Source organism: Jannaschia seohaensis (genome assembly GCF_900116765.1).
Classification (GTDB): domain Bacteria; phylum Pseudomonadota; class Alphaproteobacteria; order Rhodobacterales; family Rhodobacteraceae; genus Jannaschia; species Jannaschia seohaensis.
Window position 1 is genome coordinate 19,211 of record NZ_UETC01000008.1, and the last position, 24,240, is coordinate 43,450.

The window sequence follows — 24,240 nt, forward strand, 5'->3', positions numbered from 1 at the left end:
CGCTGCGGTAGGTCCGCGGTTCCAAGAGCGGAGCCGCCGTGTCCCCCACCTTGAAAATCGCCGCGGGAAGCCTGCTGGTCGGGCTCATCGTGCTGGGCCTCAAGCTCATGGCCTGGTGGATGACCGGATCAGTCGCGCTGCTCTCGGACGCGCTGGAGAGCACGGTCAACCTGGCCACGGCCTTTGCGGCCCTCGTGGCGATCCGCATCGCGGCACGCCCGGCGGATGCGAACCACCCCTTCGGGCATCACAAGGCGGAGTTCTTCAGCGCGGTGCTCGAAGGCGTCATGATCATCGTCGCCGCGCTCTTCATCCTGCGCGCGGCCTGGGACGGGTTCCAGAGTCCGAGGGCGCTCGACGCGCCGATCGAGGGCCTGCTGGTGAACGGTCTCGCCACGGTGTTGAACGCGGTCTGGGCCGCGGTTCTCGTGCGGCAGGGGGGGCGCCTGAAATCCCCGGCGCTGGTGGCGGACGGGCGGCATCTCTGGGCAGATGTCGTCACCTCGGCCGGGGTGGCCGTCGGTGTCCTGCTGGCGCTGGCGACGGGCTGGTGGGTGCTTGACCCGCTGTTGGCGGCGCTGGTGGCTCTGAACATCCTCTGGTCGGGGTCGCGCGTCGTAAAGCAGTCCCTGAGCGGCCTGATGGACGAGGCCGTGCCGGACGCGACGCTCGCCGAGATCCGCCATGTCATCGCGACCGAGGCGGGAGGCGCCGTCGAAGCGCATGACCTCCGGACGCGGCACGCCGGCAGCGCGACCTTCGTCGAGTTCCACCTCGTCGTGCCGGGCGAGATGAGCGTGTTCGACGCCCATGAGATCTGCGACCGGGTGGAAGCCGCGATCGGCAGGGCCGTCCCCGAAACCCGCGTCACGATCCATGTGGAACCCGAGCACAAGTCAAAACATTCGGGCATCGTCGTACTCGACTGACCGCGCCGGCATGGCCTGCCCTTCGCGGCACGGTGGCGGGGCCCCGTGCCCTACTCCACCGCGCGGATCAGCTTGCACTCCAGCACCCGCAGCACCGTCTTCAGATCGTGCCCGCGTCGCAGAATGCGCCCGTCCATGCCGATCACGCAGTACTGGCCTTGGCGCGCGGCCATCTTGGGCCGCTTCTCGATGCGATACGTCGGCATATCGGCGGTGCGGCGGGCGGCGGCTAGAGATGGACGTCCAGGTCGGGCGGACGTCCGTCACGCGGCGAGAGCAGACAGACTTGCGTTTTCGTGTCATCCTCAAAGGTTCAAGCGGGGGGCTTTGAGATGATGGCGAACGAAGCGCAGGAGACGTACTGGAGTTCGCCCGCGGGGCTCAAATGGATCGAGCATGAGCGCGCCCTGGATGCGGCCATGGCAGGAATGCTGGAGACCATGCTCGATGCCGCCGACATCGCAAAGCCGGACCGGATCCTGGACATTGGCTGCGGCACCGGAGCGAGCACCCTGGCCGCTGCCAGGAGGGCCCCTGACGGCGAATCTTTCGGAATCGACATCTCCAGGCCGCTTCTGGAGCGCGCCGAAATCCGCGCGAGAGAGATCGGTGTGGAGAACGCGTCCTTTCTTCTAGCCGACGCACAGACTCACCCGTTCCCGAAGGGCGCCTTCGATATTTTAATCTCGCGCATCGGGATGAGTTTCTTCTCGGACAGCGTGGCGGCGTTTGAAAATCTGACGAAAGCACTGAAGGCGGGCGGTCGAATGGCCTTCGTCTGTTGGGCGGCAGTGTCTGAGAACCCATGGTTCCTCATTCCGAAAAAAGCGGCCGAAGATCGTTTGGGGCCGCTGCATGAAACGGAGCCGACTTCCCCCGGCCCGACGGCCTTTCAGGACATCGACCATGTGGCAGGGCTGATGAAGAAAGCTGGTCTATCCAACATCAGGGCGGACAGGACGGAGGTGATGCTGACACCGCCGGACGGGGTGCGGGGGGCTGCACGGGCCGCGAGCCGAGTCGGCCCTGCTGCGCGGATCATGAAGGTATATGGCGGCGACGAGGCCGATGAAACGGCGATTGAAGAATGCGTGCGAGGCGAATTCATGCCGTTCGACCGAGACGGCGACGTTCGCGTTCCAGCGGTCATTAATCTGTTCACCTGCTCCACATAGGCAGGTTTCAAATCGACCCCATGAATCGTCGGTTCAGTGTGGGCCTCACACCGGACCTTGCCTCGCGCCCTACTCCACCGCGCGGATCAGCTTGCGCTCCAGCACCCGCAGCACCGTCTTCAGATCGTGCCCGCGCCGCAGAATGCGCCCGTCCATACCGATCACGCAGTACTGGCCTTGGCGCGCGGCCATCTTGGGCCGCTTCTCGATCCGGTACATCGGCATCTCGGCAGTGCGGCGGAAGACCGAGAAGATCGCCACGTCCTTGAGCGAGGAGATCCCGTAATCGCGCCACTCCCCGGCGGCGACCATCCGCCCGTAGAGCGACAGGATCACGGAGAGTTCGGTCCGGTGAAAATGGACGGTCTCGGGGAGCGGGGTCGCGGGCGTCATACTGTGACAGTTACGGTGCGCGCGGGGCAGATCAAGGCGCGGCATGTCAGCGATGCGGCGAATGCCGCGAATGCGGCATGTCCGTGCCCTTGCCCAGATCGCGCCATGAAAAGACCCGAAGTGCAGCACGCCGCCGACGTGGAAGCGCCGCGACGCTTCGGCACCCTCTGACGTGTAGGAGCGAAAGCTCGATGTTCCCGGCCCGGCGCTTCCTTGCCCCCACCCAGAGCGCCGGCCGGGGACCCTACACTGCCCCGGATTGGGGCGTCTGCCACATGCGCCTCGTCCGCCGTCGCGGACGAGGCGTTTCTCTTGGGCACTCAGGCCCGGACGAGCTTTTCGTAAGCCTCGGAAATGTCGCGCGTCATCGCGCCGACCTCGAAATTGTAATCGCCGATCTGGCCCACCGGCGTGACCTCGGCCGCCGTGCCGGTCAGCCAGCACTGCTCGAAGCCTTCGAGCTCTTCGGGCATGATGTGACGCTCATGGACCTTGATCTGGCGGTCCTTCAGCATTCCCAGCACGGTCTGCCGGGTGATCCCGTTGAGGAAACAGTCGGGGTCGGGCGTATGCACTTCGCCGTCCTTGACGAAGAAGATGTTGGCACCCGTCGCCTCGGCCACGTAGCCGCGATAGTCGAACATCATCGCATCCGAGCAGCCCTTCGCCTCGGCGGCGTGCTTGGACATGGTGCAGATCATGTAGAGGCCCGCCGCCTTGGCGTGGCTCGGCGCCGTCTCGGGCGAGGGGCGCTTCCACTTGGCGATGTCCAGCTTGGCGCCCTTCATCTTGGCGTCGCCGTAATAGTTGCCCCAGGCCCAGGTCGCGACGGCCATGCGCACCGGGTTGCGCCGCGACGACACGCCCATGTCCTCGCCCGCGCCGCGCCAAGCCAGGACGCGGACATAGGCGTCCTCAAGCCCGTTGGCGCGCATCGTTTCGTACTTGGCGGCCTCGATCTCGTCGACGGTCCACGGGATCTCCATGTCGAGCTGTCGCCCCGACTCGATCAGGCGCTCGGAATGCTTGCGGGACTCGAAGATCTTGCCGGAATAGGCCCGCTCCCCTTCGAACACCGCGCTGGCGTAGTGCATCGCATGGGTCAGCAGGTGCACATTGGCATCGCCCCATTCGACCAGCGCGCCATCCATCCAGATCTTGCCGTCAAGTTCCGCATAGGACCCAGCCATCTTTCTACCCTTTCGTTTCGTAAATGAGCCCACTTCGGACACATTATTTCGCCAAACCTGCGGATCGCTATCGATTCGGTCTTGGAATGTCAACAAGGCTGACGTAGTTTTCCGGTCGGAGGTGATCATGGCCGAGGATCTGAGAGACAGCGACACGCTGCTCTTCCTGACGGACGCGCAACTCAGGCGGGCGATCGAGGCGATGTTCTTCGCCTATCGCGGCTTCACCGCGGATCCCGACCGGATCCTGTCCGAGCGCGGGTACGGCCGCGCCCATCACCGCGCGATCCACTTCATCCAACGCGCCCCCGGCAGCACGGTGACGAACCTGCTGGCCATTCTGGGCGTGACCAAGCAATCGCTCAATCGGGTTCTGCGAACCCTGATCGAGGATGGCCTGGTCGAGAGCCGCGTCGGCCCCCACGACCGGCGGGAGCGGCATCTCTACCTGACCGATGCGGGCGCCGAACTGGAGGCGGAACTGTCGACCGCCCAGCGCGCCCGGATGCGCGCGGCCTTTCGCGAGGCCGGGCCGGAGGCCGTCGCTGGATTCCGTCAGGTGCTTGAGCATATGATGGATCCCGAGCTTCGCCGCCTCTTCGCGGCCGCCAGGGAAGGGGACCGATGACCCATGCCGACGTGCCGGGCCACCAGGCCCATGTCCTGCTGGTCGACGACGACGAACGCATTCGATCGCTCCTGCAGAAGTTCCTGATGCGCAACGGCTACCTGACCACCGCGGCGCGCGATTCGGATCATGCGCGGCGCCTGCTGGCGGGACTCGATTTCGACATCGCGATCCTCGACGTGATGATGCCGGGCGATAACGGCTTCATCCTCTGCGCCGAGATCCGGGAGACGCGCGACATGCCGGTCCTGCTGCTGACGGCCAAGGGCGAGACCTCGGACCGGATCACCGGGCTGGAGGCGGGGGCGGACGACTACCTCCCGAAGCCGTTCGAGCCGAAGGAACTGCTGTTGCGTCTCAAGGCGATCCTGCGACGCGCCCCCCAGGCCGCGCATGCGGTGCCGAAGATGCTGCATCTCGGCCCGATCCGCTACGATCTGGAGCGGGGCGAGCTTTGGCAGGACGGCGCGCTCGTACGCCTGACCGCGACCGAGACGATCCTTATGCGCATCTTCGCAGAGACCCCGCACGAGGCCGTCAGCCGCGGCACCCTGGTAGAGCGTCTGGGCCGCGACGAGGGCGGCACCAACGAGCGCGCGGTCGATGTGCAGATCACCCGACTCCGCCGCAAGCTGGAGCGCGACCCGAAACAGCCGCGCTACCTGCAGACGGTCCGCGGCGAGGGCTATATGCTCGCGCCCGACTGAGAGCGCCGGGAGTTTCACACCCCCGGACCCCCGTGGAGTATTTTCGGCCAGAAGAAGGAGGGCCCCATGACCCTCGTCATCACCCATCCCGACGCCCTGCTGCACGAGAACCCGCCGGGGCATCCCGAGCAGGTGGCGCGGCTGCGATATGTGCTGGAGGCGCTCGAGGGGATGACGCTCGATCGCGAGGAGGCGCGCGAAGCGAGCGACGAGCCGCTCCTGCGCTGTCATCCGCAGGCCTATCTCGACCGGATCGCGGGCGCGGTGCCCGAAGAGGGGTGGGTACAGCTCGACGCCGATACATTCCTGTCGCCGGGCACTTGGCGCGCGGCGCGGCTGGCGGCGGGCGCAGCCGTTCGCGCCGTGGACGCGGTGATGGAGGGGAGCGCGCGCAATGTCTTCTGCGCCATGCGCCCGCCCGGGCATCATGCGGAGACGGCGACGCCGATGGGCTTCTGCACGCTGGGCAATGTCGCCATCGCCGCCAAGCACGCCCTGGAGGCCCATGGGATCTCGCGCGTGGCCGTGGTCGATTTCGACGTCCATCACGGCAACGGCACGCAGGATCTGCTGTGGGACGAGCCCCGCGCCCGTTTCTGGTCGACCCACCAGATGCCGCTCTGGCCCGGCACGGGCGATGCCTCCGAGACGGGGCCTCATGGCACGGTCACGAATGTTCCTCTCCCGCCCGGCTCGGGGGGGGCGGCCTTCCGCGCGGCGATGGAACGCATTGTCCTGCCCGGGATCGACGAGTTCGCCCCGGAGCTGTTGCTGATCTCGGCGGGGTTCGACGCCCATCACGCAGACCCCCTGGCGCAACTCGCCTGGACCACCGAAGATTTCGCCTGGGCGACGGAACGGCTTTGCGACGCGGCTTGGACCCATTGCGCGGGCCGGGTGGTTTCCTGCCTGGAGGGCGGCTATGACCTCGACGCGTTGGCCAATGCCGTGGCCGCGCATGTTGACGTCCTGAGGAGGCGCACCGATGGCTGAGACGCCCGTTAAGAAGATGTCCTTCGAAGAGGCCATCGCCGAATTGGAGCAGGTCGTGAACCGGCTCGATTCCGGCGACGTGCCGCTGGACCAGTCGATCGCCCTCTATGAGCGGGGCGCGGCGCTGAAGGCCCATTGCGAAGCGAAGCTGAACGAAGCGGATGCCAAGGTCCGCCAGATCACGCTCGACGCGCAGGGCCAGCCGACCGGCATGACCGACCCGCAGTGAGCTTCGAGAACGATCTGAGCACAGCGCAGGCCGAGGTCCAGCAGGCGCTGGACACGGCTCTTGCGCCGTTCGGCGACGATCCCGTGGCCGAAGCGATGCGCTATGCGACCCGGGGCGGCAAGCGGTTGCGCGCCTTCCTCGCCCTGGAGGCCGCGGCGCTGTTCGACGTACCGCGCGCGCGGGCCCTGCGCGCGGCGGCCGCCATCGAATGCGTCCACGCCTATTCGCTGATCCATGACGACTTGCCCTGCATGGACGACGACGACCTGCGCCGGGGCCAGCCCACCGTCCATCGCCGCTGGGACGAGGCGACGGCGGTGCTGGCCGGCGATGCCCTACAAACCCTCGCCTTCGAGCTGCTGGCCGACCCGGAGACCCATCCCGACCCGGCCGTGCGCGCCGATCTGGTCCTGACGCTCGCGCGCGATGCGGGCGCGCAAGGTATGGTGCGGGGCCAGGCGCTCGACATCGCGGCGGAGACGGCGGCGGCGCCGCTGACGCTGGACCAGGTGTCGGAGTTGCAGCGGCTCAAGACCGGGCGGCTGCTGGAATGGCCCTGCCGCGCCGGAGCCCTGCTGGGCGGGGCGGATCCCGGCCCGCTGGTCGATTACGCCGGCGCGCTGGGCCTCGCGTTTCAGATCGCGGACGACCTGCTGGACGTCGAAGGCGACGCGGAAAAGGCGGGTAAGGCGTTGCGAAAGGACGCGGCGGCGGGCAAGGCGACCTTCGTCTCGCTGCTGGGAGCGGAGGCAGCGCGGGCGCGCGCGATGTCTCTCGTGCGTGACGCCGAAATGTCTATTTTGATTTACACACCAAAGGGCGCTAATCTAGGCTCGGTCGCCCGCTACGTGGTGACGAGAGACAGGTAACGACCATGACCGACCAAGCCCGCCCCGCGACGCCCCTGCTCGATCGGATCGGAGGGCCCGCCGATCTGCGGGTCCTGCCCGATCGCGACCTCAAACGCCTCGCCGACGAATTGCGGGCCGAAACGATCTGGGCCGTCAGCCAGACCGGCGGCCATCTGGGCGCGGGGCTGGGCGTGGTCGAGCTGACGGTCGCGATCCACGCCGTATTCAACACGCCGCGCGACAAGCTGATCTGGGACGTCTCCCATCAGTGCTATCCGCACAAGATCCTCACGGGCCGCCGCGACCGGATGCGCACGATCCGCCAGAAGGACGGGCTGTCCGGCTTCACCAAGCGGACCGAGAGCATCTACGACCCGTTCGGCGCGGCCCATAGCTCCACCTCCATTTCGGCGGCGCTTGGTTTCGCCATGGGGCGGGAACTGGGCGCCGACGACGTGGGCGACGCCATCGCCGTGATCGGGGATGGGGCGCTGTCCGGCGGCATGGCCTATGAGGCGATGAACCATGCGGGCCACCTCAAGAAGCGCCTGATCGTCATCCTCAACGACAACGAGATGTCCATCGCCCCGCCGGTGGGCGCGATGTCGTCCTATCTGTCCTCGCTCTATGCCGGGGCGCCGTTCCAGGAGTTCAAGGCCGCCGCCAAGGGCGCCGTGGGCTTCCTGCCGCCGCCTTTCCAGGAGGGGGCGCGCCGCGCCAAGGAGATGCTCAAGGGCATCACGGTGGGCGGCACCCTCTTCGAAGAACTGGGCTTCAGCTATGTCGGCCCCATCGACGGCCATGACATGGAAAGCTTGCTCCAGGTATTGCGCACCGTGAAGGTGCGCGCGGACGGGCCGATCCTGATCCATGCGATCACGCAGAAGGGCAAGGGCTTCGCCGAGCACCGCGCCGACCGGGGCCACGCCACGGGCAAGTTCGACCCGGCCACCGGAGAGCAGAAAAAGGCCAAGTCCAATGCGCCCTCCTATACCAAGGTCTTCGCCCAGAGCCTGATCCAGGAGGCCGCCGAGGACGACAAGATCGTGGCCATCACCGCCGCGATGCCCGACGGCACCGGCCTCAACCTCTTCGCGGAGCGTTTCCCGGCCCGCTGCTTCGATGTCGGTATCGCCGAGCAGCATGGCGTGACCTTCTGCGCGGGCCTGGCCGCGGCGGGGATGAAGCCTTTCGCCGCGATCTACTCGACCTTCCTCCAGAGGGGCTACGACCAGGTCGTCCACGACGTCGCGCTGCAAAACCTGCCGGTGCGATTCGCCATCGACCGGGCGGGGTTGGTGGGTGCCGATGGCGCGACCCATGCCGGCAGCTTCGACGTCGCCTATCTGTCCAACTTGCCCAATTTCACCGTCATGGCCGCCGCGAACGAGGCGGAGCTGCGCCACATGGTTGCGACGGCCGCCGCGCATGATTCGGGGCCGATCGCCTTCCGCTTCCCGCGAGGCGAGGGCGTCGGCTGCGAGATGCCCGAGCGGGGCGTCCCGCTCGAAATCGGCAAGGGCCGGATCGTGCATGAGGGAGCGCAGGTCGCGATCCTGTCCTTCGGCGCGCGATTGGTCGAGGTCGAGGAAGCGCGGGAGCGGTTGATGGCCCGGGGAATCGAGCCGACCGTCGCCGATGCGCGTTTCTCGAAGCCTCTGGACCGGGATCTGATCCTCGACCTCGCGGCGCGCCATGAGGCGCTGATCACCATCGAGGAGGGTGCGATCGGCGGTTTCGGCAGCCATGTCGCGCAGCTCCTCGCCGAGGAGGGCGTCTTCGATACCGGCCTCTGCTACCGCTCGATGGTGCTGCCCGATGCGTTTATCGACCAGGCCGGCCCGCGCGAGATGTATGCGGCGGCCGGGCTCAATGTCGAAGACATCGAGGCGAAGGTGCTCTCGGTTCTCGGCGTGCAGGTGTTGAGCAAACGCGCCTGACCGCCCCGGTAAAGCGAAAGACGGCGAGGCCGTTGGTCCGCCGTCCCGAACTGTATGCCGACCTTGCCCTGGCGCCCGCTGATCAGTCATCTCCGCAAACCGCAGCAGCCATCCGGCGCTGCCGACGCCCCGAGCGATCCGGTCGTTACGTCGAAGTGACCGATCGGCCCCAACGCGGCGCGCATGACTGGGATCGTTATATCCATAAAAAAAGCTCTGTCGGCATATAACGCCAACAGAGCTAACGCATGCCCCTGTTCCAGAGGGAATTGGGTCAAGCAAATATGCTCACCCGAGCAAAGCGCGTTTTCGCCGAAACGGCGAGCCCGACGCCCACGAGGGGCGCCGAGCGAAAAGATCAGTCTTCGGTCGTGGTCGTCGTGGTCGACCCGTCGCCATCGCTACCCAGCAGCAGGGCGAGCGCCAGGAGACCGCCGGCAGCGGCAGCGGCGGCAGCGCCGTCGATCCCAGGGCCGACGAGAACGGCATCGTCGTCTTCCGCGACGACCACGTCGTCAGAGACGCCGGCATCCCCGAGCTTCTGGGCCAGAAGGGCGGTGGGCGACAGCGCGAGCAATGCGGCCGCCGAGAGAGTGGCAATTTTCTTCACAACGGATCTCCATGTCAGTCGTTCTTCGCAGGACTAAGCTGCTCGCGCCCAGGTCTCAAGCCTCAATCCGCAATGCATATGCCGCAGATGCAGCATTGACACGCTCAGCCCTCCCCGACGCCTAATCTCTTTACACTTTTAGGACGATCACGTCCAGCGATCCCGACTCGGGGGCGATCAATTCAACGGACCGGCGCACGGTTCCGCCTGCGTCCAGCCAGTATCGATTCACAAAGCCCCCGCCGTCGGACACGCAGTCCTCTTCGTAGACCGTCGTGTCGATGTTCACCCCAAAATAGCTCAAACGCTCCTGCCCCACGGGCCGGACGGAGCAGAGGAACTGCACCGCAACGATCTGATTCTGACCGTCGATATAGCGATTGACCCGCTCTACGTCTTCGCCGCCGCCCGCGCGCAGTGCAGCGGCCAGCGGGGCGACATCGGCCGTGTGGAGGTCGAAGCCGAAACCGCGCGTACCCACGAGGATTCCATTCCGCCGGAACAGGCCACCGCCGGAGATGTCGCGCCACTGTTCCGTTCCGAGCTTGACCGCGCGCGGAACCATCGTCAGGCCGATATCCGTCTCCTGCACTACCACCAGCAGCAGCGGCGTGGGCGACCCCGCCACCATCGCGGGCGTGAGGACCTCCCGCGCGTCCGCCGCGGGCTCCTCCCCCGCAAGCCCCGCGAATCGGGATTGGAGCGCGGCGAAGAGCAGCTTGTCATTGGCGGGCGGCGCGTTCTCCGTGCCGCCGGAGCAGGCGGCCAGAGCCGCCAGGAGCAAAGCGGCGAAAGGTCGGGACCAGCGGGTCAACGTCATCTCCAGAACCTCCCCCAGCGTTCGGTCAAGTCCGGGGCGGATTGGCTCCGGACCAGCGGATAGAGCCGGTCGCGAATCGTGAGCCGCGCGCCTCCGTCCCTCTGCACCGGCTGAATCGTCAGACCGCTGGTCTGGCGCGTGGGCCGGCCGAGCAACCAGTCGGTCGGAATGCGCAGGAAGAAGCCCTTGTCGAAGCTGCCCTCCCCGAATTCCTCGGCACTGACATTGGTGCGGGTGGCATAGGCGCCCACCTGCCAGCCGTTCGAGAACTCCCGCGTGAGCGTGTAAGTCGCTCCCCGGTCGCCCGCCAGATACTGACCCACATCGAGCTGGCTGTAGAAGCGGGCGCCGTGATCGTAATAGGCGGAGATGAAGGCCGTCTCGGCCTCAAGGTCCTGAAAGCCGAAGAGCCCGTCGAACTCACGCTGCCGGACGATATTGGCCTCGACCCCGATGGCGAGACGCGAATTCACCGGCTTCCACAGCACCTCACCCGAGACGCCGCCAAATTCCCGCTCCAACAGACCGACCGTGCCGCGCGCATAGAGGTTCTGACCGGGACGGAAGAAATAGGACGCCGTCAGGTAGGGAATGAACGGGTCATCGGTCTTGAGGAATTCCGGCCCGTTCGTGCGAACGCGCGGCAGCACGGAATTGCTCTCCCGCACCGACTCGTCGCGGTTCCCGATCAACTTCTGGCGGACTTCCCCCCCCAGGACGAGACCGCGCACCGGCTCCCATTCGGCCGACGCCGCGAGACCGACATCGACGCGAAAGGGATTGTCCGGGTCGAACAGCGAATAGCCGATATAGGGGCCGATATTCCAGTTCAGCCGGGGATAGGCGTCCTCGACATAGCGGCGCCCATCCGTGGGCAGGCTCGCCGAATCGACGATCCCCGCGACCGCCAGCATCTCGGCCGCGCCATTGGGACGGTTCTCGATCGCCTCCAGGTCGCTGCGCCGCAGGATGACCGAGGCAGAGCCCAGGCTCCGCTCGTTCTCGGGCGTCAGAACGAAGGTCTCGACCGAGGGCGGCAGCGTCGCGGCCATGGCCCGCGCGGCCCGTCCGATCGCCTGCGCCTCGCTGGCGTAGCGGGGGTTGCGGAAGCGGATATCGACCCGGTCCCCGGTCAGCCGATAAGAGATCAGCTCCAGCCCGGCCTCCGCCAACACCGCGTCGAGCCCGGCGACGACCGGCTCCTCGACCTGCGCCGCGCCGACCCAGGCCTCCGACCAGAGCTGAGGCTGCGCGTCCCGCGAGGGGCGCAGCGCCACGGGCAGCGCCGCGCCCTCCAGGCCGCTGCCGCCGGTGGGCGGGCGCTTGGGGTTCAGGGCGAGCTGGATGTTGAAGCCGAACTCCGACCCGCCGACCGCGTAGCCGCCCAAGCGGATGCCGGGGGCGAGGTTGTATTCGACCCCGAAATTGAGCGGCGACTTGCGATCGAAAATGCCCCGCGCCTCTTCCTCGCGGTAGCCGTCGGAGGAGTATTCCGCCTTCAGCGTCCAGCGGTCGTTGGGCCGGAACTCCACGCCCGCGAACAGCGCGGCGTCGCCCCGGAACCAGGATGAGGTCGAGAACTGGCCGCCGGAGGTATTGACATCGTAGCGGGGCCGGTCGCGGAACCGCTCGTCCAGCGCGACCAGCGGGTTGGTAAAGCTGCCCGCCGACCCGAACCGGCCCCAGCCGATCCCCGCCGTCGCCGTCCATTGCGGGCCGAAGGTCTTGGACGCCACGACATATTCGCCGCTGAACAGGCTGGTTCCGCCGAAATCCTGCAAGCCCACCGTCACGTCCGGGATCCAGCCGTTCTCTTTCAGGACCTGAAACCGCACGTCGAAGCTGCGGTCATAGGTCCGGATGAACTCGTCGCCCACGCGCAGGAAGTCAGGGATGGTCGCGTAACGGAACACACCCTGCACCCGGGGCAGGATCTGGAACGAGAGCTGCGTCCGGCCGGACCCGTTGGACAGGCCATAGATGCTGGTGACGATCTCGCCATCGGGCTGCATCTGCGCGCTCGGCATGTCGATCAGCCCGGGCACGCCATAGCTGCTGACCGAGCGGCGGGGTTCGGGCGCCTGCTGCGCGCCGGCAGGCGCCACCAGCCCGGCGCAGAGAAGGCTCGTCAGGATCGTTCGGCCCGTCAGCATCGTTCGGATCGTCCGCATCGCGCAGCCCCTCTGCCAATCGCTGCGCCCGTTATCAGTGCGCAAGCGCCGGATGGAAAGGGCAAAGCCGTGGGCATGGCGCGATGTGTCTTGATTCCGCAACGTGGCGCCGTCTAGTCGGGCAGCCGCCCGCCGATCGGACTTGCCTGATGACTTCCGCTCCCCTCGCCCTAACCGGTTCCACCGGCCGCGTCGCCCGCCTCATGCGGCCATTTCTGCCCGGAGCCGTCTGGCTGTCCCGCACCGATCCGCTCTCGGGGGTCGCGGGGGCGCGGGCGCTCGTGGCGCTGGCGGGGGTGACGCGCGGGGATGCGGCCGCGCTCCGCGCAAATACCGATGTCGCGCTGGCGGCATTGGAGGCAGCCCGCGCCCACCGCGTGCCCCGGGTCTTCCTGCTCTCCTCGGCGGCGGTCTACGGGCGCGCGCCCTCTCCGCTGAGCGCCGAGGCCGCGCCCAGCCCGGCCGCGCCCTATGGCACCGCCAAGGCCGAGATGGAGCGCGCCGTCGCCAAGTGGCGCGCCGCCCATCCCGACGGGCCCGAAGCCGTCTGCCTGCGCCTCGGCAATGTCGCGGGGGCCGACGCGCTGTTCGGCAACCTCACCCCCGGCGCGGTGCCGGCGATCCATGTCTGGCCCGACGGCACCACGCCCCGGCGCAGCTATATCGGCCCCCGCAGCCTCGCCCGCGTGCTGGAGAGGCTGGCAAGCGCCCCAGCCCTGCCCTCCATCCTCAACCTCGCCGCCCCCGGCCCGGTCGCGATGGGCGACCTTGCGAGCGCGGCGGGGCACGCCTGGACCCCGGTCCCCGCCCCGCCCGAGGCCCTGGCCGAGGTCCACCTGGACACCGCGCCGCTGGAGGCGCTGGTGCCGCTCGCCCCGGCCACGCCCGACGCGCTGGTGGCCGAATGGCGGGAGGCGACGGCGTGACCCCCGGCAAGCGGCTCTTCGATATCGTGCTCGCGCTGGTGCTGGCGGTGATCCTGGCGCCGGTCATGCTGGTCATCGCCGGTCTGGTCTGGCGCGGGCGGGACGGCCCCATCCTCTACGGCTCGGAGCGGATGCGCAGCCCGACCGAGGCCTTCATCCTGTGGAAGTTCCGCACCATGACCGTCGCCGCCACCGATCAGGGCGTCACCGGCGGCGACAAGTCGGCCCGGATCACGCCGCTTGGCGCCAAGCTGCGGCGGGTGCGGCTGGACGAACTCCCGCAGCTTTGGAACATCCTGCGCGGCGATATCAGCTTCGTCGGCCCGCGCCCGCCGTTGCGCCGCTATGTCGAGATGTTTCCCGATCTCTATGCGCGCGTCCTGCGCTCGCGCCCCGGCGTCACCGGCCTCGCCTCGCTGGTCTATGCCGCGCATGAAGAGCGGATCCTGGCCCGCGCCACGACGCCCGAGGAAACCGAGGCGGCCTATATACGCCGCTGCGTCCCCCGAAAGGCCGCGCTCGACCTGATCTATCAGCGCAACCGGAGCCTCTGGCTGGACGTGAAGCTGGTCGCCTGGACGACCGCCCGCTTCATCCCCCGCCGCTGGCGCCCAATCCGCAAGGGCCGTCCGCTCTGAGCCCGGACCGCCGCGGCCCAGCGCTCCCTCGCGGCGGACAGTCCTTCTTCTGGCCGGAAATACTCCGGGGGGAGTCGGCCCTTGGGCCGACGGGGGGCAGAGCCCCCCACCCCGCCCGCCACGCGCGCGCCAGTTCGGGTTGGCTCACTTCGCCGAACCGCGCGCCTTCTCCGCCGACTCCAGCCGTGCCTCGATGACGCGCAGCTTCTCCAGCACCTCATCGCGATAGGCGTCGGTCGCGGCGTTCGTTTCCTCCGCATGGGCGTCCTGCATCGAGTTCACGATCAGACCGACCAGCAGGTTCACCACGGCGAAGGTCGTCACCATGATGAACGGTACGAAAAAGGCCCAGGCGTAGGGGTAGACCTCCATGACCGGGCGGACGATCCCCATGGACCAGCTTTCCAGCGTCATGATCTGGAACAGCGAATAGCCGGACGATCCGAGGTCGCCGAACCATTCCGGGAAAGACGCGCCGAAGAGCTTGGTGGCCATCACCGCGGCGATATAGAAGATGATCCCCATCAGCAGGAACACGCTGCCCATCCCGGGCAGCGCGGTGACGAAGCCCTCGACCACGCGGCGCAGGCGCGGAAAGACCGAGATGATGCGCAGCACCCGCAGGATCCGCAGCGCGCGCAGCACGCTGAACGGCCCGGCATTGGGCACCAGCGCCACCGCGACGATGGCGAAGTCGAACAGGTTCCACCCGTCCCGCCAGAAGCGCGTCCCCTTGGCGATCATCTTGGCCACCAGTTCCACGACGAAAATCGCCAGGCAGGCGCGGTCGAACGCGACCAGGACCCCGCTGAACCGGTCATAGACGGGCGGTACGGTCTCTAGCCCCAGGACGATGGCGTTGAGGACAATGACGGCGATGATCGTGTTGCGGATCGCAGCGCTGTCGATGATCTGTTCCAGGCGGGCGCGGGTCATGGTCTCTCGAAAGTTGCGGCGAGTTCGATATGTGCGCTCCAGCGGAATTGGTCCACCACCGTCACGGGGCCCAGGCGCCATCCCGCCTCCGTCAGCATGGCCGCATCGCGCGCGAAGGTAGCGGGGTTGCACGAGACGTAGGCGATGCGCGAAAGATCGGCCCTCGCCAGTTCCGCCACCTGGGCGGCCGCGCCCGCCCGGGGCGGGTCTATGATGACGGCCTCGTAGCGCGACAGCTCCGCGGCGGTCAGCGGGTCGCGAAAGAGATCCCGCACCTGGCCGGTGACGGGTTTCAGCCCCTGGGCCTGCCGTGCCCCCTGCTCCAGCGCGGCGATCAGGGCCGGATCACCCTCCACCGCGTGCACGCGGGCGCGCTCGGCGGCGGGGAAGGTGAAGGTGCCCATGCCGGCGAAGAGATCGACGACGGCGGTGGCCGCGCCCAGCCCGTCGCGCACCCGCGCCACCAGCGCCGCCTCGCCGGCCTCGGTCGCCTGGAGAAAGGCGCCCGGCGGCGGCGTGACCGGCGCGCGGCCCAGGGTCAGGCGCGGCGGCAGCTGTTGCAGCGCGGGCTCCCCGTTCCAGGTGATGCGCGCGAAGCCAGCCGCCAGCGGCGCCAGCGCGCTCATCGCCGCGCGGTCCAGCGGTTTCGCCCCGTCGAGCGCCAGATCGAGCCCGGTCTCGGTCCGCGTGAGCTGGAGCGTGATCTCGGTCCCCCGCGCGGCGGCCATGCGCGTGATCGCCTCCAGCGACGGGAGCGCGGCCAGCAGCGCGGGATGCAGCACATGACATTCGGGGATGGAGACGATCTCATCCGAGCCGCGCACATGGAACCCCACCTGCGCGCCTTTCTTCGTCTTGCGTCCCGAAAGCGCCGCGCGCCGGCGGGTCGCGGGGGGCGAGGTCTCAACCGACGCAACCTCCGATTCGATCCCGGCGCGGGCCAGGGCCCCGCGCACGATCTCCACCTTCCACTCGGCCACGAACCCGTCGGAGGCATGTTGCAGGGCGCAGCCTCCGCAGCGGCGGAAATGCGGGCAGGGCGGGGCGACCCGGTCGGGCGAGGGCGTCACGATCTTCGGATCGGGCATCCGATCGCCGACGATCTCGCCGGTCACGACCTCACCCGGCAGGCTGCGCGGCACATAGACGCCGCCCGCAACGCCATCTCCCCTGGCCCCCAGCGTCTCGACGGTCAGCACGGGCATTCACTCCGCCGCGACATCTTCGACCCCGATGAACCCGCCCGATTGCCGCTCCCAGTATCGGGCATATGTGCCGCCCTTCGCCAGCAGCTGGCGATGGGTGCCCTGCTCGACGATGCGCCCCGCCTCCATCACCACGATCCGGTCCATACGCGCGATGGTCGAGAGACGGTGCGCGATGGCGATCACGGTCTTGCCCTCCATCACCTGCTCCAACGCCGATTGGATCGCCGCCTCCACCTCGGAATCAAGGGCCGAGGTCGCCTCGTCCAGAACGAGAACCGGCGCGTCCTTGAGGATGGCGCGGGCCAGGGCGATGCGCTGGCGCTGGCCGCCCGACAACTTCACCCCGCGCTCGCCCAGGAAGGCGTCATAGCCGGTATTGCCCTTGTGATCCCGCAGGCCCTCGATGAAATCATGCGCTTCGGCCCGGCGGGCCGCGTCGATTATCTCCTCTTCCGAGGCGTCGGGGCGGCCGTAGAGGATGTTGTCGCGGGCGGAGCGGTTGAACATGGCCGTCTCCTGCGTGACCATCCCAATCTGGCGGCGCAGGCTGTCCTGCGTCACCTCCCGCAGGTCGTGCCCATCGACTGTGATCCGCCCCTCCTCCGGGTCGTATAGCCGCAGCAGCAGCGCCACTAGCGTGGACTTGCCCGCGCCCGAGGCCCCGACCACGCCGATCTTCTCGCCCGGGGCCACGGTCAGGTCGAAGCCCGAGATCCCGCCCTCGTCGCGGCCATAGGTGAAGGTGACGTCCTCCAGCCGGATCGCGCCGTCGAGCCGCGGCAGGTCATGCGCGTCGGGCGCGTCCGTCAGCGCGTGCAGATGGGCGAGCGTGTGCATCCCGTCCTCCACCTCGCCCACATTGGCATAGAGCGCCATCAGCGTGAACGAGACCCACCCCGTCATCTGGCTGAGCCGGAACGAGATCGCCCCCGCCGCCGCAATGTCCCCCGCCGTGGCCTGGCCCGCCTGCCACAAGAGAACCGAGCCGCCGATCATCAGGATAGGCAGGAGCCCCGCGCAGAACATCAGCATGAAGCGGAACGAGGTCGACATCCGCCCGAAGGCCAGCGCCCGCTCCCGCAGGGTGGCCATCGCGTCGAGCGCGGAGCGGTCCTCGTGCTCCGCATGACCAAAGAGCTTCACGGTCTTGATGTTGGTGATCGTGTCGACGACCTGGCCCGTCACCATCGCCCGCGCCGCCGCCCGCGCCTTGGAGCGCGTCCGGATGCGCGGCATGAACCAGCGGAACAGCGCGACATATCCGACCAGCCAAATCCCAAGCGCCAACGCGATGCGCCAGTCGATGGCGAACATCAAGAGCAGCGACCCGATCAGCGAGGCCGAGGCGAAGGCGACGACGTTGATGAACTCGTTGGTGACCTCGGTCACGGCCCGCGCCGTCTGCATCTGCTTGGTGGCGATGCGCCCCGCGAAATCGTTGTCGAAGAACGTCACCGACTGGCCCATCGTCCAGCGGTGCAAGCGGGACTGCACCAGCGGGTAGACATTGGGCATGACCGTGATGCCGTTGAAGGCCGCCGACGCGCCGAAGGTGAGCGGGCGCAGCAGCAGATAGAACAGCATGAACCCGCCCAGCAGCAGAGCGTTCCGCGCGAGGTATCCTTCGGTCTCGCCCGCGACGCTGTCGATCACCGCGCCCAGGAAGAAGGCGGTCGCGATCTCGGTCGTGCCCGCCAGCGCCGAGGCGCCGAAGGCCACGATCAGCCAGGGCCACGCCCCATGGAGGCACCAGCGGAAAAAAGCCAGAAGGTCGCGCGGGGGCGCTCCCTCGGCCGGGGCGAAGGCGGGGACGAGACCGGCGAAGCGGTCCGCGACGTGGCGAAGAAGTCGAGACATGTCCGACCCATCTAGGGCGCGCGCCCCCCGGTTGCGAGGGCCAGGATTGCGCAGTGACCTGTGCGGAGGGGCCGAAGCGCCTCTGAGCTATTCAGCGGCCGCGTTCGACTCGGTATCGATGAAGCCGCCCGATTGCCGCGCCCAGAACGAGGCATAGAGGCCGGCGCGCGCAAGCAGTTGCTCATGCGTCCCTTCCTCGATGATCCGCCCCGCGTCGATGACGACGATCCGGTCCATCGCGGCGATGGTCGACAGGCGATGCGCGATGGCGATGACGGTCTTGCCCTCCATCATCCCATAGAGCGTGTCCTGGATCGCGGCCTCGACCTCCGAGTCGAGCGCCGCCGTCGCCTCGTCGAGCACCAGGATGGGCGCGTCCTTGAGGATGACGCGGGCCAGCGCGATGCGCTGGCGCTGGCCCCCCGACAGCTTCACGCCCCGCTCGCCGACCTGCGCGTCGTAGCCTTTGTTGCCCTGCGCGTCCTGCAGCCCCAGGATGAAATCATGTGCGTGGGCCTTTTCGGCGGCGGCGCGCACCTCCGCCTCGGTGGCGTCAGCGCGGCCATAACGGATGTTCTCCAGCACCGAGCGATGCAATAGCGAGGAATCCTGCTGCACCATGCCGATGGCGTGGCGCAGGCTGCCCTGGGTGACGCGGCTTATGTCCTGCCCGTCGATCTCGATCCGGCCCGTCTCAGGGTCGTAGAAACGCAGAAGCAGCTTCACCAGGGTCGACTTGCCCGCGCCCGAGCGCCCGACCACGCCGACCTTCTCGCCCGGCGCCACACGCAGGGTCAGCCCGGTCACGCCGCCGCTGGTGCCGCCATAGAGATGCGTCACCGCATCGAAGGCGATGGCGCCCCGGGTCAGCTTGAGCGGCTTGGCGTCCGGCGCGTCTGTCAGTTGGATCGGCTGGGCGATGGTCTCCATCCCCTCGGCCACGACCCCGAGGGAGCGGAAGAAGGTCGACAGCGCCCACATGATCCAGCCGGTCATCGCGTTGAGCCTGAGCACCAGCGCCGTCGCCGCCGCCACCACGCCGACCGAGGCCGTGCCCTGCATCCAAAGCAGCACCGCCCAGCCGACCACGCCCACGATCAGCAGCCCGTTGAGCGCCACCAGCGCCACATCCATGATCGTGAAGAGACGCATTTCGGCGGCGAAGGTGCGCCGCGTGGTCTCGATGGCGTCGCGGGCATAGGCGAGTTCCTGCCCCTCATGGGCAAAGAGCTTCACCGAATGGATGTTGGTATAGGCGTCCACCACCCGGCCGGTCGTCATCGACCGCGCATCCGAACTGGCCTTGGAGGCCGGCCCGACCCGCCGCATCGTCCAACGCACCAGCACCCCATAGAGCAGGAGCCAGAGCAGCATCGGAAGCAGCAGGCGAGGGTCCGCGTCCAGCAGCAGGATCGCAGCGCCCACCACATAGGCCAGCGCGAAGGTGATCGCGTCGAAGACCTGAAAGACCGCATCCCCCGCCGAGGTCGGCGTCTGCATGATCCGGTTGGCGATGCGCCCGGCGAAGTCGTTCTCGAACCAGCCCACCGATTGCCGCAGCACGTGGTTATGCGCCCGCCAGCGGAACAAGGCGCCCATCTGCGGCAGCACCGCGTTATTGATGAGCAGCACGTCGAGCGCCTGAACGGCGGGCCGCAGAAGCAGGACGAAGAGCGCCGCGAGGATGAGTTCCGTGCCATGGCGCTGGGCCAGTTCGGCCGGGCTCAGCTCCGACAGCAGATCGACCACCCGGCCCATATAGGCGATCAGACCGACCTCGATCGCCGCGACGACGACCGACACCAGCGCTGTCAGCGCGAAGAGCCGGTGGAACGGCTGCGTCCAGGCCCGCAGGAACGGCCAGAGCCGCGCGGGAGGCGTGTCGTCCTCGGCATGGGCGACATAGGGGTCGATAAGGCTTTCGAAGCGGCGGAACATGGCGGCGCCTTTCAGGCTGCCCTGGCCAGGTAGGGTCTCATGCGAAGAAGACCATGACGCCCGACGCGGCCAGTGCGGCGGCCATCACGGAGGTGAAGATCCGCCAGGCCAGAGGCGTCTTGAGCAGATAGGCCAGCAACGTCCCCGCGAAGGTCCAGAACAGGCAGACGAAGAGGTTGATGCCCGAGAAGGCGGAGCCGATTCGGAGCGCCTCCAGATGGGCCGGCAGGTCCGAGGCATAGCCCGAGGCCGCCGCCAGCGCGACGATCCAGATCTTGGGGTTCACCCATTGGAACAGCACCGCCTCGATGAAGGTGAAGGGGCGGTCCTTGCCCTTGGCCGTCGCGCCGGTGGAGCGGAAGAGCTTCCACGCCATCCAAAGTATCCAGCCGCAGGCCGCAACCTTGAGCGCGAAGGTCAGCGTCGGGACGGCCAGCAGCAGCGCGCCCACCCCGAGCGCGGTCAGCGCCGAGGTCACGCCCACGCCGAAGGCCACGCCGAGCACATGCGGGATCGTTGGCCGGAAGCCGAACCGCGCGCCGGAGGCGGTCAGCAGGATGACGTTCGGGCCCGGGGTGAAGAGCCCCGCGAAGACGAAGAGATAAAGCGGGTCGAGCATGGCGTCGCATTGGCGGGGTTTGCGCGCCGCCGCAAGCTCCGGCGTGCGCGGCTTGGGTCGGAGGGGGCTCTGCCCCCGCCCTTCGGGCCCCCCGGAGTATTTTCAGCCAGAAGAAAGAAGGACGCGTCTCAGGCGTCCAAGGTCGCGGCGACCAGTTCGTCCTTCGTGAGCGCGCCGTCGGCCTCTCGCCACAGGTCGCGGGCGCGGTCGAGGGCTTGGCCCAGGGCAGGCCCCTGGAGGGCGGGCATCAGGTCGGCGGCCCTCAGCGGGAAGGAGGCGGCGGCGCCGCGCTCGGCCAGAGTTATGTCATCTGGGTCGGGCGCCGCGCCCAGGAGGGCGGCGCGCAGGCGGACGGCGTCCATGCCCCGCGGGCCAAGACGGTCGCCCAGGGCAAAGGGGCGGTCGCTGCCACGGGCGGCGGCGGAGAGCGCGGCCAGTTCTCGCGCCTCGGCACGGGACAGGCGCCAGCCCTCGGTCTCGCCGCCCAGCGCGGCGGCGCGGTCGATCCAGTCGGAGAGGCCCAGAAGGATGGCGGGTGCGAGGGCCGCCGGATCGGCCCCGGGCATGACACGGGCAAGAATACCGGCCTGCGCCATCGCGGCGACAGCGGGGGCGGGGTCTGGGGCAGCCAGCAATTTGCGCATCTCGTGGCCCACGCGCTCGGCGCTCAGGCGGGCGAGGCCCTCCGCGTGCTCCGCGCAGGCGGCGAGGCCTTCGGCGTCGATGCCGAGCTCCGGGTCGCCATACCAGGCGGTGAAGCGGAAAAAGCGCAGGATGCGCAGGTAATCCTCGCGAATGCGCGCGTCGGGGTCGCGGATGAAGCGGACACGGCGCGCTTCCAGGTCGGGCAGGCCGCCCAGCGGGTCGACGACGGTGCCGTCGCGCTGCACATAGAGCGCGTTCATCGTGAAGTCGCGCCGGGCCGCGTCCTCCTCCAGGGCTTCGGTGAAGGCGACGGTGGCGCGGCGACCGTCGGTTTCCTCGTCCCGGCGAAAGGTCGTGACCTCATGGGGCTCGCCGCCGGCCACCACCGTGACGGTGCCGTGGTCGATGCCGGTTGGGACCGGTTTCAACCCCGCCGCACGGGCCAGCTCCATCACCCGCTCGGGACGGGCGTCGGTGGCGATGTCGATATCGGCGACTGGCGCGCCCAGCAGGCCGTTGCGGACGCAGCCACCCACGGCCAGCGCCTGGTGCCCGCCCGCCTCCAGCATCGCCATCACCGCCTGGGTCGGCGCCGCCGTCAGCCAGTCATCCGAGATCATGCACCCGCTCCGCCAAGCCGCGCAGGATCCGCGCGGTCGCGCCCCAGATGTAATAGGGGCCCCAGGGTACCGTATAATAGCGGCGCCACTGGCCGCGCCAGCGGCGGCGTTCGACCGAGAAATTGTCCGGGGTCAGGACATGGGCGGCGGGGACGGTGAAGACTTCGTCGACCTCGCCCGGCTCCGGGACGGCATCGAAGGGAGCGGCCAACGCCAGAACGGGCGTGACGGTGAAGCCCGTGACCGTCTCGTGGCTGGGCAGGCGGCCGAGGAGCCGCGCGCCGGGCAGACCGACCTCTTCCGCCGCCTCGCGCAGCGCCGCCTGCTCGGGCGTTTCGCCCGCGTCCATCTTGCCGCCGGGGAACGCGATCTGTCCTGGATGATGGCGCAGGCGCGAGGACCGCTTCGTCAGCAGCAGGCGCAGGCCCTCCGGTCCGTCCTGGAACGCCACCAGAACCGCCGCGTCGCGCAGGATGCGCCGCCCGGGCAGGATCACGTCGGGGTTCAGGTCGAAATCGGAAGACGCCGCGCCGGAGGGCTCCAGCGCGGCGCGAAGGGCGTCAGGCGTCATGCGGGTCCTTGGTGGCCTCGAAGCCCAGCGTCTCGGGATCGAAGACGTAATGAGCACCGCAGAACTGGCAATCGGCGGTCACGGTCCCCTCGTCAGTGGTCATGGTGGCGATGTCGCGGGCCGAATAGATCGACAGCGACTGGCGCACCTTGTCCGGGCCGCAGGAGCAGCCGAAGCGCACGGGCTGCGGGTCGTAGACGCGCGGTCTCTCCTCGTGGAAGAGGCGCAGCAGCAGGTCGGTGGGGGCCAGGTTGGGCCCGATCAGCTCCATCTCTTCGGTCGTGTCGAGCAGGATGTTGGCGCGGTTCCAGTTCTCGCCCTCGTCGGCGTCCAGCACGTCGGCGGCAGTGAGCAACCCGCCCTCGCCCGAGCCCTCGGCGCTGACATGCATCCCCTTCTTGGGCATGTGCTGTAGCATCACCCCACCGGCGCGCCACCGTTCCCCCTGACCGGGCAGGGTGGAGCGGCCGAAGGCCAGCGCGAAGCGGGTCGGAAGCTGCTCGGACTGGGCGAAATAGGTCTCGGCACAGTTGGCCAGCCCGCCGCCGGCGATCGGCGTGATCCCCTGATAGGGCACGGTGCCCTCGCCCTGATCGAGGAGCACGGCGAAATAGCCCTTGCCGATCAACTCGAACGGCGTGGCGCCGCCGACCGTCATCTCCGCCTGCCGGTCCTGGTCGAAGGAGGCATAGGCGCGGATCCGGGCGGGCGCGCCCTCCTTGGTGGGGCCGTAATAGTCGGTGGCGATCAGGCGGGCGGGCCCGTCGCCGCGGACTTGCAGCGACAGCTTCCAGCGCAGGTCGATGGTCTGGCCGATCAGGGCCGTCAGCAACGCCATCTCGGCCACCAGCGCCTCGATCGCCGGGGGGTAGTCGTGCTGGGCCAGCACCTGCTCCAGCACGCCGTCCAGGCGCGCGACGCGGCCCCGGATGTCGGAGGCGTCGAGCTGGAAGGGCAACACGGTGTCGTCCCACAGAAGGGTGGTGGCAGTCTCGGTCATGGCGGGGTTTCCCTGCTTGTCCGGCCCGAGGGGCCGGCATGGGAGTCTTGTCCGGCCCGGGGCCGGTGCGATACCGGGGCCATATAGGGGGGCGCGGACGGCTCTCCAAGCCCCGCAATCGTCCAGGAGGTCATGGCCGCCATGCTCGCACGCCACGGGGAGGCCCCGCGCCGCGACGTCGCCTATCGCCTGCGCCCAGGCGCCTATGCGGTGCTGGTGCATCGCGGGCGGGTGCTGCTGACGGAGCAGCAGATGCCCGGGCGGCAGGAGTTGCAACTGCCCGGGGGCGGCGTGGATCCGGGCGAATCGCCACTTCCGGCGCTGCATCGCGAGGTGCTGGAGGAGACTGGCTATCGCTGCGCCGGGTTCCGGCGGTTGGGGGCCTATCGGCGGTACACTTATATGGAGGAATACGACCTCTACGCCGAGAAGCTCTGCACGATCTACCTGGGGCGGCCGGGTCCGCGACAGGGCCCGCCCGTCGAACCCGGACATCGCGCTGTCTGGATGGACGGGACCAAGGCCGTCAGCGCGCTGTGGAACCCGGCGGACCGGCCGTGGCTGTCGCGGGGGCTGGCGCTGAGCGGCGGGTGACGGCGGCGCTAACCTTTTCTTAACCCTCATCGGCCAAGCTGGCGTCACGATG

At 68.5% G+C, this 24,240-nt stretch carries 24 protein-coding genes and 1 pseudogene; 11 read left to right on the forward strand and 14 right to left on the reverse strand.

Going from position 1 to position 24,240, the window contains the following annotated elements; genetic code table 11:
• Positions 1-38: 38 nt before the first annotated feature.
• Positions 39-929 carry a cation diffusion facilitator family transporter gene (locus DTQ71_RS15550; protein WP_109565222.1) on the forward strand — a complete coding sequence of 297 codons (891 nt, stop codon included), beginning with the start codon at positions 39-41 and terminating at the stop codon, positions 927-929.
• Between the two features lie 50 nt (positions 930-979).
• On the opposite strand, the pseudogene DTQ71_RS15555 reads toward DTQ71_RS15550, so the two are convergent.
• Positions 980-1,150: pseudogene (locus tag DTQ71_RS15555) on the reverse strand (DUF2794 domain-containing protein); the annotation flags it as partial.
• A gap of 111 nt (positions 1,151-1,261) precedes the next feature.
• Between DTQ71_RS15555 and DTQ71_RS15560 the strand changes: the two are divergent.
• A complete protein-coding gene (locus tag DTQ71_RS15560; RefSeq protein WP_109565224.1) occupies positions 1,262-2,104 on the forward strand; it encodes a class I SAM-dependent methyltransferase in 843 nt (280 codons plus the stop codon).
• A 69-nt stretch (positions 2,105-2,173) separates the two neighbouring features.
• Here DTQ71_RS15560 and DTQ71_RS15565 read toward each other — a convergent pair whose 3' ends face one another.
• Together DTQ71_RS15565 and DTQ71_RS15570 are read right to left on the reverse strand one after the other, a co-directional pair.
• Complete coding sequence (locus DTQ71_RS15565) at positions 2,174-2,497, reverse strand: DUF2794 domain-containing protein (protein WP_245947585.1); 324 nt, start codon at positions 2,495-2,497, stop codon at positions 2,174-2,176.
• A 320-nt stretch (positions 2,498-2,817) separates the two neighbouring features.
• Positions 2,818-3,687: a branched-chain amino acid aminotransferase gene (locus DTQ71_RS15570; protein ID WP_109565226.1), complete on the reverse strand. Its 870-nt coding sequence runs from the start codon at positions 3,685-3,687 to the stop codon at positions 2,818-2,820.
• A 127-nt stretch (positions 3,688-3,814) separates the two neighbouring features.
• Between DTQ71_RS15570 and DTQ71_RS15575 the strand changes: the two genes are divergently transcribed.
• The 6 genes from DTQ71_RS15575 to dxs all read left to right on the forward strand — a co-directional run bounded on the left by DTQ71_RS15575 (position 3,815) and on the right by dxs (position 9,035).
• Complete coding sequence (locus tag DTQ71_RS15575) at positions 3,815-4,315, forward strand: MarR family winged helix-turn-helix transcriptional regulator (protein ID WP_109565227.1); 501 nt, start codon at positions 3,815-3,817, stop codon at positions 4,313-4,315.
• Positions 4,312-5,022, forward strand: coding sequence for a response regulator (locus DTQ71_RS15580; RefSeq protein ID WP_109565228.1), 711 nt, complete (start codon positions 4,312-4,314; stop codon positions 5,020-5,022). Before DTQ71_RS15575 ends, DTQ71_RS15580 begins: the two co-directional genes overlap by 4 nt.
• Before the next feature lie 66 nt (positions 5,023-5,088).
• Complete coding sequence (locus DTQ71_RS15585) at positions 5,089-6,015, forward strand: histone deacetylase family protein (RefSeq protein WP_109565229.1); 927 nt, start codon at positions 5,089-5,091, stop codon at positions 6,013-6,015.
• Positions 6,008-6,244, forward strand: coding sequence for an exodeoxyribonuclease VII small subunit (locus tag DTQ71_RS15590; protein ID WP_109565230.1), 237 nt, complete (start codon positions 6,008-6,010; stop codon positions 6,242-6,244). Before DTQ71_RS15585 ends, DTQ71_RS15590 begins: the two co-directional genes overlap by 8 nt.
• Positions 6,241-7,113, forward strand: a complete 873-nt coding sequence (locus tag DTQ71_RS15595; protein ID WP_109565231.1) for a polyprenyl synthetase family protein — start codon at positions 6,241-6,243, stop codon at positions 7,111-7,113. Before DTQ71_RS15590 ends, DTQ71_RS15595 begins: the two co-directional genes overlap by 4 nt.
• 5 nt (positions 7,114-7,118) lie before the next feature.
• Positions 7,119-9,035, forward strand: a complete 1,917-nt coding sequence (gene dxs / locus DTQ71_RS15600) for a 1-deoxy-D-xylulose-5-phosphate synthase (protein WP_109565232.1) — start codon at positions 7,119-7,121, stop codon at positions 9,033-9,035.
• Between the two features lie 358 nt (positions 9,036-9,393).
• On the opposite strand, the gene DTQ71_RS15605 is transcribed toward dxs, so the two are convergent.
• The 3 genes from DTQ71_RS15605 to DTQ71_RS15615 all read right to left on the reverse strand — a co-directional run bounded on the left by DTQ71_RS15605 (position 9,394) and on the right by DTQ71_RS15615 (position 12,636).
• Complete coding sequence (locus DTQ71_RS15605; protein ID WP_109565233.1) at positions 9,394-9,645, reverse strand: hypothetical protein; 252 nt, start codon at positions 9,643-9,645, stop codon at positions 9,394-9,396.
• A 130-nt stretch (positions 9,646-9,775) separates the two neighbouring features.
• The gene (locus DTQ71_RS15610) at positions 9,776-10,465 is read right to left on the reverse strand and encodes a YjbF family lipoprotein (protein ID WP_109565234.1); all 690 of its coding nucleotides are present in this window, start codon (positions 10,463-10,465) and stop codon (positions 9,776-9,778) included.
• On the reverse strand, positions 10,462-12,636 hold the full coding sequence (locus DTQ71_RS15615; RefSeq protein ID WP_109565235.1) for a YjbH domain-containing protein: 2,175 nt from the start codon (positions 12,634-12,636) through the stop codon (positions 10,462-10,464). The genes DTQ71_RS15610 and DTQ71_RS15615 overlap by 4 nt, the downstream gene beginning before the upstream one ends.
• 203 nt (positions 12,637-12,839) lie before the next feature.
• Here DTQ71_RS15615 and DTQ71_RS15620 point away from each other — a divergent pair, with 203 nt between their 5' ends.
• The gene (locus tag DTQ71_RS15620; protein WP_170125457.1) at positions 12,840-13,562 is read left to right on the forward strand and encodes an NAD-dependent epimerase/dehydratase family protein; all 723 of its coding nucleotides are present in this window, start codon (positions 12,840-12,842) and stop codon (positions 13,560-13,562) included.
• Positions 13,559-14,200 carry a sugar transferase gene (locus DTQ71_RS15625; RefSeq protein ID WP_109565329.1) on the forward strand — a complete coding sequence of 214 codons (642 nt, stop codon included), beginning with the start codon at positions 13,559-13,561 and terminating at the stop codon, positions 14,198-14,200. Before DTQ71_RS15620 ends, DTQ71_RS15625 begins: the two co-directional genes overlap by 4 nt.
• A gap of 144 nt (positions 14,201-14,344) precedes the next feature.
• Here DTQ71_RS15625 and DTQ71_RS15630 read toward each other — a convergent pair whose 3' ends face one another.
• The 8 genes from DTQ71_RS15630 to hslO all read right to left on the reverse strand — a co-directional run bounded on the left by DTQ71_RS15630 (position 14,345) and on the right by hslO (position 23,594).
• A complete protein-coding gene (locus DTQ71_RS15630; RefSeq protein WP_109565237.1) occupies positions 14,345-15,136 on the reverse strand; it encodes an ion transporter in 792 nt (263 codons plus the stop codon).
• On the reverse strand, positions 15,133-16,341 hold the full coding sequence (locus DTQ71_RS15635) for a class I SAM-dependent RNA methyltransferase (protein WP_109565238.1): 1,209 nt from the start codon (positions 16,339-16,341) through the stop codon (positions 15,133-15,135). Before DTQ71_RS15635 ends, DTQ71_RS15630 begins: the two co-directional genes overlap by 4 nt.
• On the reverse strand, positions 16,342-18,201 hold the full coding sequence (locus tag DTQ71_RS15640) for an ABC transporter ATP-binding protein (protein WP_109565239.1): 1,860 nt from the start codon (positions 18,199-18,201) through the stop codon (positions 16,342-16,344).
• Between the two features lie 87 nt (positions 18,202-18,288).
• The gene (locus DTQ71_RS15645) at positions 18,289-20,139 is read right to left on the reverse strand and encodes an ABC transporter ATP-binding protein (protein ID WP_109565240.1); all 1,851 of its coding nucleotides are present in this window, start codon (positions 20,137-20,139) and stop codon (positions 18,289-18,291) included.
• Positions 20,140-20,176: 37 nt separating this feature from the next.
• Positions 20,177-20,758, reverse strand: coding sequence for a LysE family translocator (locus DTQ71_RS15650; protein WP_109565241.1), 582 nt, complete (start codon positions 20,756-20,758; stop codon positions 20,177-20,179).
• 128 nt (positions 20,759-20,886) lie between these two features.
• Positions 20,887-22,023 carry a CCA tRNA nucleotidyltransferase gene (locus tag DTQ71_RS15655; RefSeq protein WP_109565242.1) on the reverse strand — a complete coding sequence of 379 codons (1,137 nt, stop codon included), beginning with the start codon at positions 22,021-22,023 and terminating at the stop codon, positions 20,887-20,889.
• Positions 22,010-22,594 (reverse strand): NUDIX hydrolase, encoded by a 585-nt coding sequence (locus tag DTQ71_RS15660; protein ID WP_109565243.1) that lies wholly within the window; start codon positions 22,592-22,594, stop codon positions 22,010-22,012. The genes DTQ71_RS15655 and DTQ71_RS15660 overlap by 14 nt, the downstream gene beginning before the upstream one ends.
• The gene (gene hslO / locus DTQ71_RS15665) at positions 22,584-23,594 is read right to left on the reverse strand and encodes an Hsp33 family molecular chaperone HslO (RefSeq protein WP_109565244.1); all 1,011 of its coding nucleotides are present in this window, start codon (positions 23,592-23,594) and stop codon (positions 22,584-22,586) included. The genes DTQ71_RS15660 and hslO overlap by 11 nt, the downstream gene beginning before the upstream one ends.
• Before the next feature lie 141 nt (positions 23,595-23,735).
• Between hslO and DTQ71_RS15670 the strand changes: the two genes are divergently transcribed.
• Complete coding sequence (locus DTQ71_RS15670) at positions 23,736-24,188, forward strand: NUDIX domain-containing protein (RefSeq protein ID WP_109565330.1); 453 nt, start codon at positions 23,736-23,738, stop codon at positions 24,186-24,188.
• Positions 24,189-24,240: the final 52 nt, after the last annotated feature.

Coding starts and splice junctions, on each gene's coding strand:
- DTQ71_RS15560 (WP_109565224.1), top strand. CDS start 1,262: ATGATGGCGAACGAAGCGCAGGAGACGTACTGGAGTTCGCCCGCGGGG.
- DTQ71_RS15565 (WP_245947585.1), bottom strand. CDS start 2,497: ATGACGCCCGCGACCCCGCTCCCCGAGACCGTCCATTTTCACCGGACC.
- DTQ71_RS15570 (WP_109565226.1), bottom strand. CDS start 3,687: ATGGCTGGGTCCTATGCGGAACTTGACGGCAAGATCTGGATGGATGGC.
- DTQ71_RS15575 (WP_109565227.1), top strand. CDS start 3,815: ATGGCCGAGGATCTGAGAGACAGCGACACGCTGCTCTTCCTGACGGAC.
- DTQ71_RS15580 (WP_109565228.1), top strand. CDS start 4,312: ATGACCCATGCCGACGTGCCGGGCCACCAGGCCCATGTCCTGCTGGTC.
- DTQ71_RS15585 (WP_109565229.1), top strand. CDS start 5,089: ATGACCCTCGTCATCACCCATCCCGACGCCCTGCTGCACGAGAACCCG.
- DTQ71_RS15590 (WP_109565230.1), top strand. CDS start 6,008: ATGGCTGAGACGCCCGTTAAGAAGATGTCCTTCGAAGAGGCCATCGCC.
- dxs (WP_109565232.1), top strand. CDS start 7,119: ATGACCGACCAAGCCCGCCCCGCGACGCCCCTGCTCGATCGGATCGGA.
- DTQ71_RS15610 (WP_109565234.1), bottom strand. CDS start 10,465: ATGACGTTGACCCGCTGGTCCCGACCTTTCGCCGCTTTGCTCCTGGCG.
- DTQ71_RS15615 (WP_109565235.1), bottom strand. CDS start 12,636: ATGCGGACGATCCGAACGATGCTGACGGGCCGAACGATCCTGACGAGC.
- DTQ71_RS15620 (WP_170125457.1), top strand. CDS start 12,840: ATGCGGCCATTTCTGCCCGGAGCCGTCTGGCTGTCCCGCACCGATCCG.
- DTQ71_RS15630 (WP_109565237.1), bottom strand. CDS start 15,136: ATGACCCGCGCCCGCCTGGAACAGATCATCGACAGCGCTGCGATCCGC.
- DTQ71_RS15635 (WP_109565238.1), bottom strand. CDS start 16,341: ATGCCCGTGCTGACCGTCGAGACGCTGGGGGCCAGGGGAGATGGCGTT.
- DTQ71_RS15640 (WP_109565239.1), bottom strand. CDS start 18,201: ATGTCTCGACTTCTTCGCCACGTCGCGGACCGCTTCGCCGGTCTCGTC.
- DTQ71_RS15645 (WP_109565240.1), bottom strand. CDS start 20,139: ATGTTCCGCCGCTTCGAAAGCCTTATCGACCCCTATGTCGCCCATGCC.
- DTQ71_RS15650 (WP_109565241.1), bottom strand. CDS start 20,758: ATGCTCGACCCGCTTTATCTCTTCGTCTTCGCGGGGCTCTTCACCCCG.
- DTQ71_RS15655 (WP_109565242.1), bottom strand. CDS start 22,023: ATGATCTCGGATGACTGGCTGACGGCGGCGCCGACCCAGGCGGTGATG.
- DTQ71_RS15660 (WP_109565243.1), bottom strand. CDS start 22,594: ATGACGCCTGACGCCCTTCGCGCCGCGCTGGAGCCCTCCGGCGCGGCG.
- hslO (WP_109565244.1), bottom strand. CDS start 23,594: ATGACCGAGACTGCCACCACCCTTCTGTGGGACGACACCGTGTTGCCC.
- DTQ71_RS15670 (WP_109565330.1), top strand. CDS start 23,736: ATGCTCGCACGCCACGGGGAGGCCCCGCGCCGCGACGTCGCCTATCGC.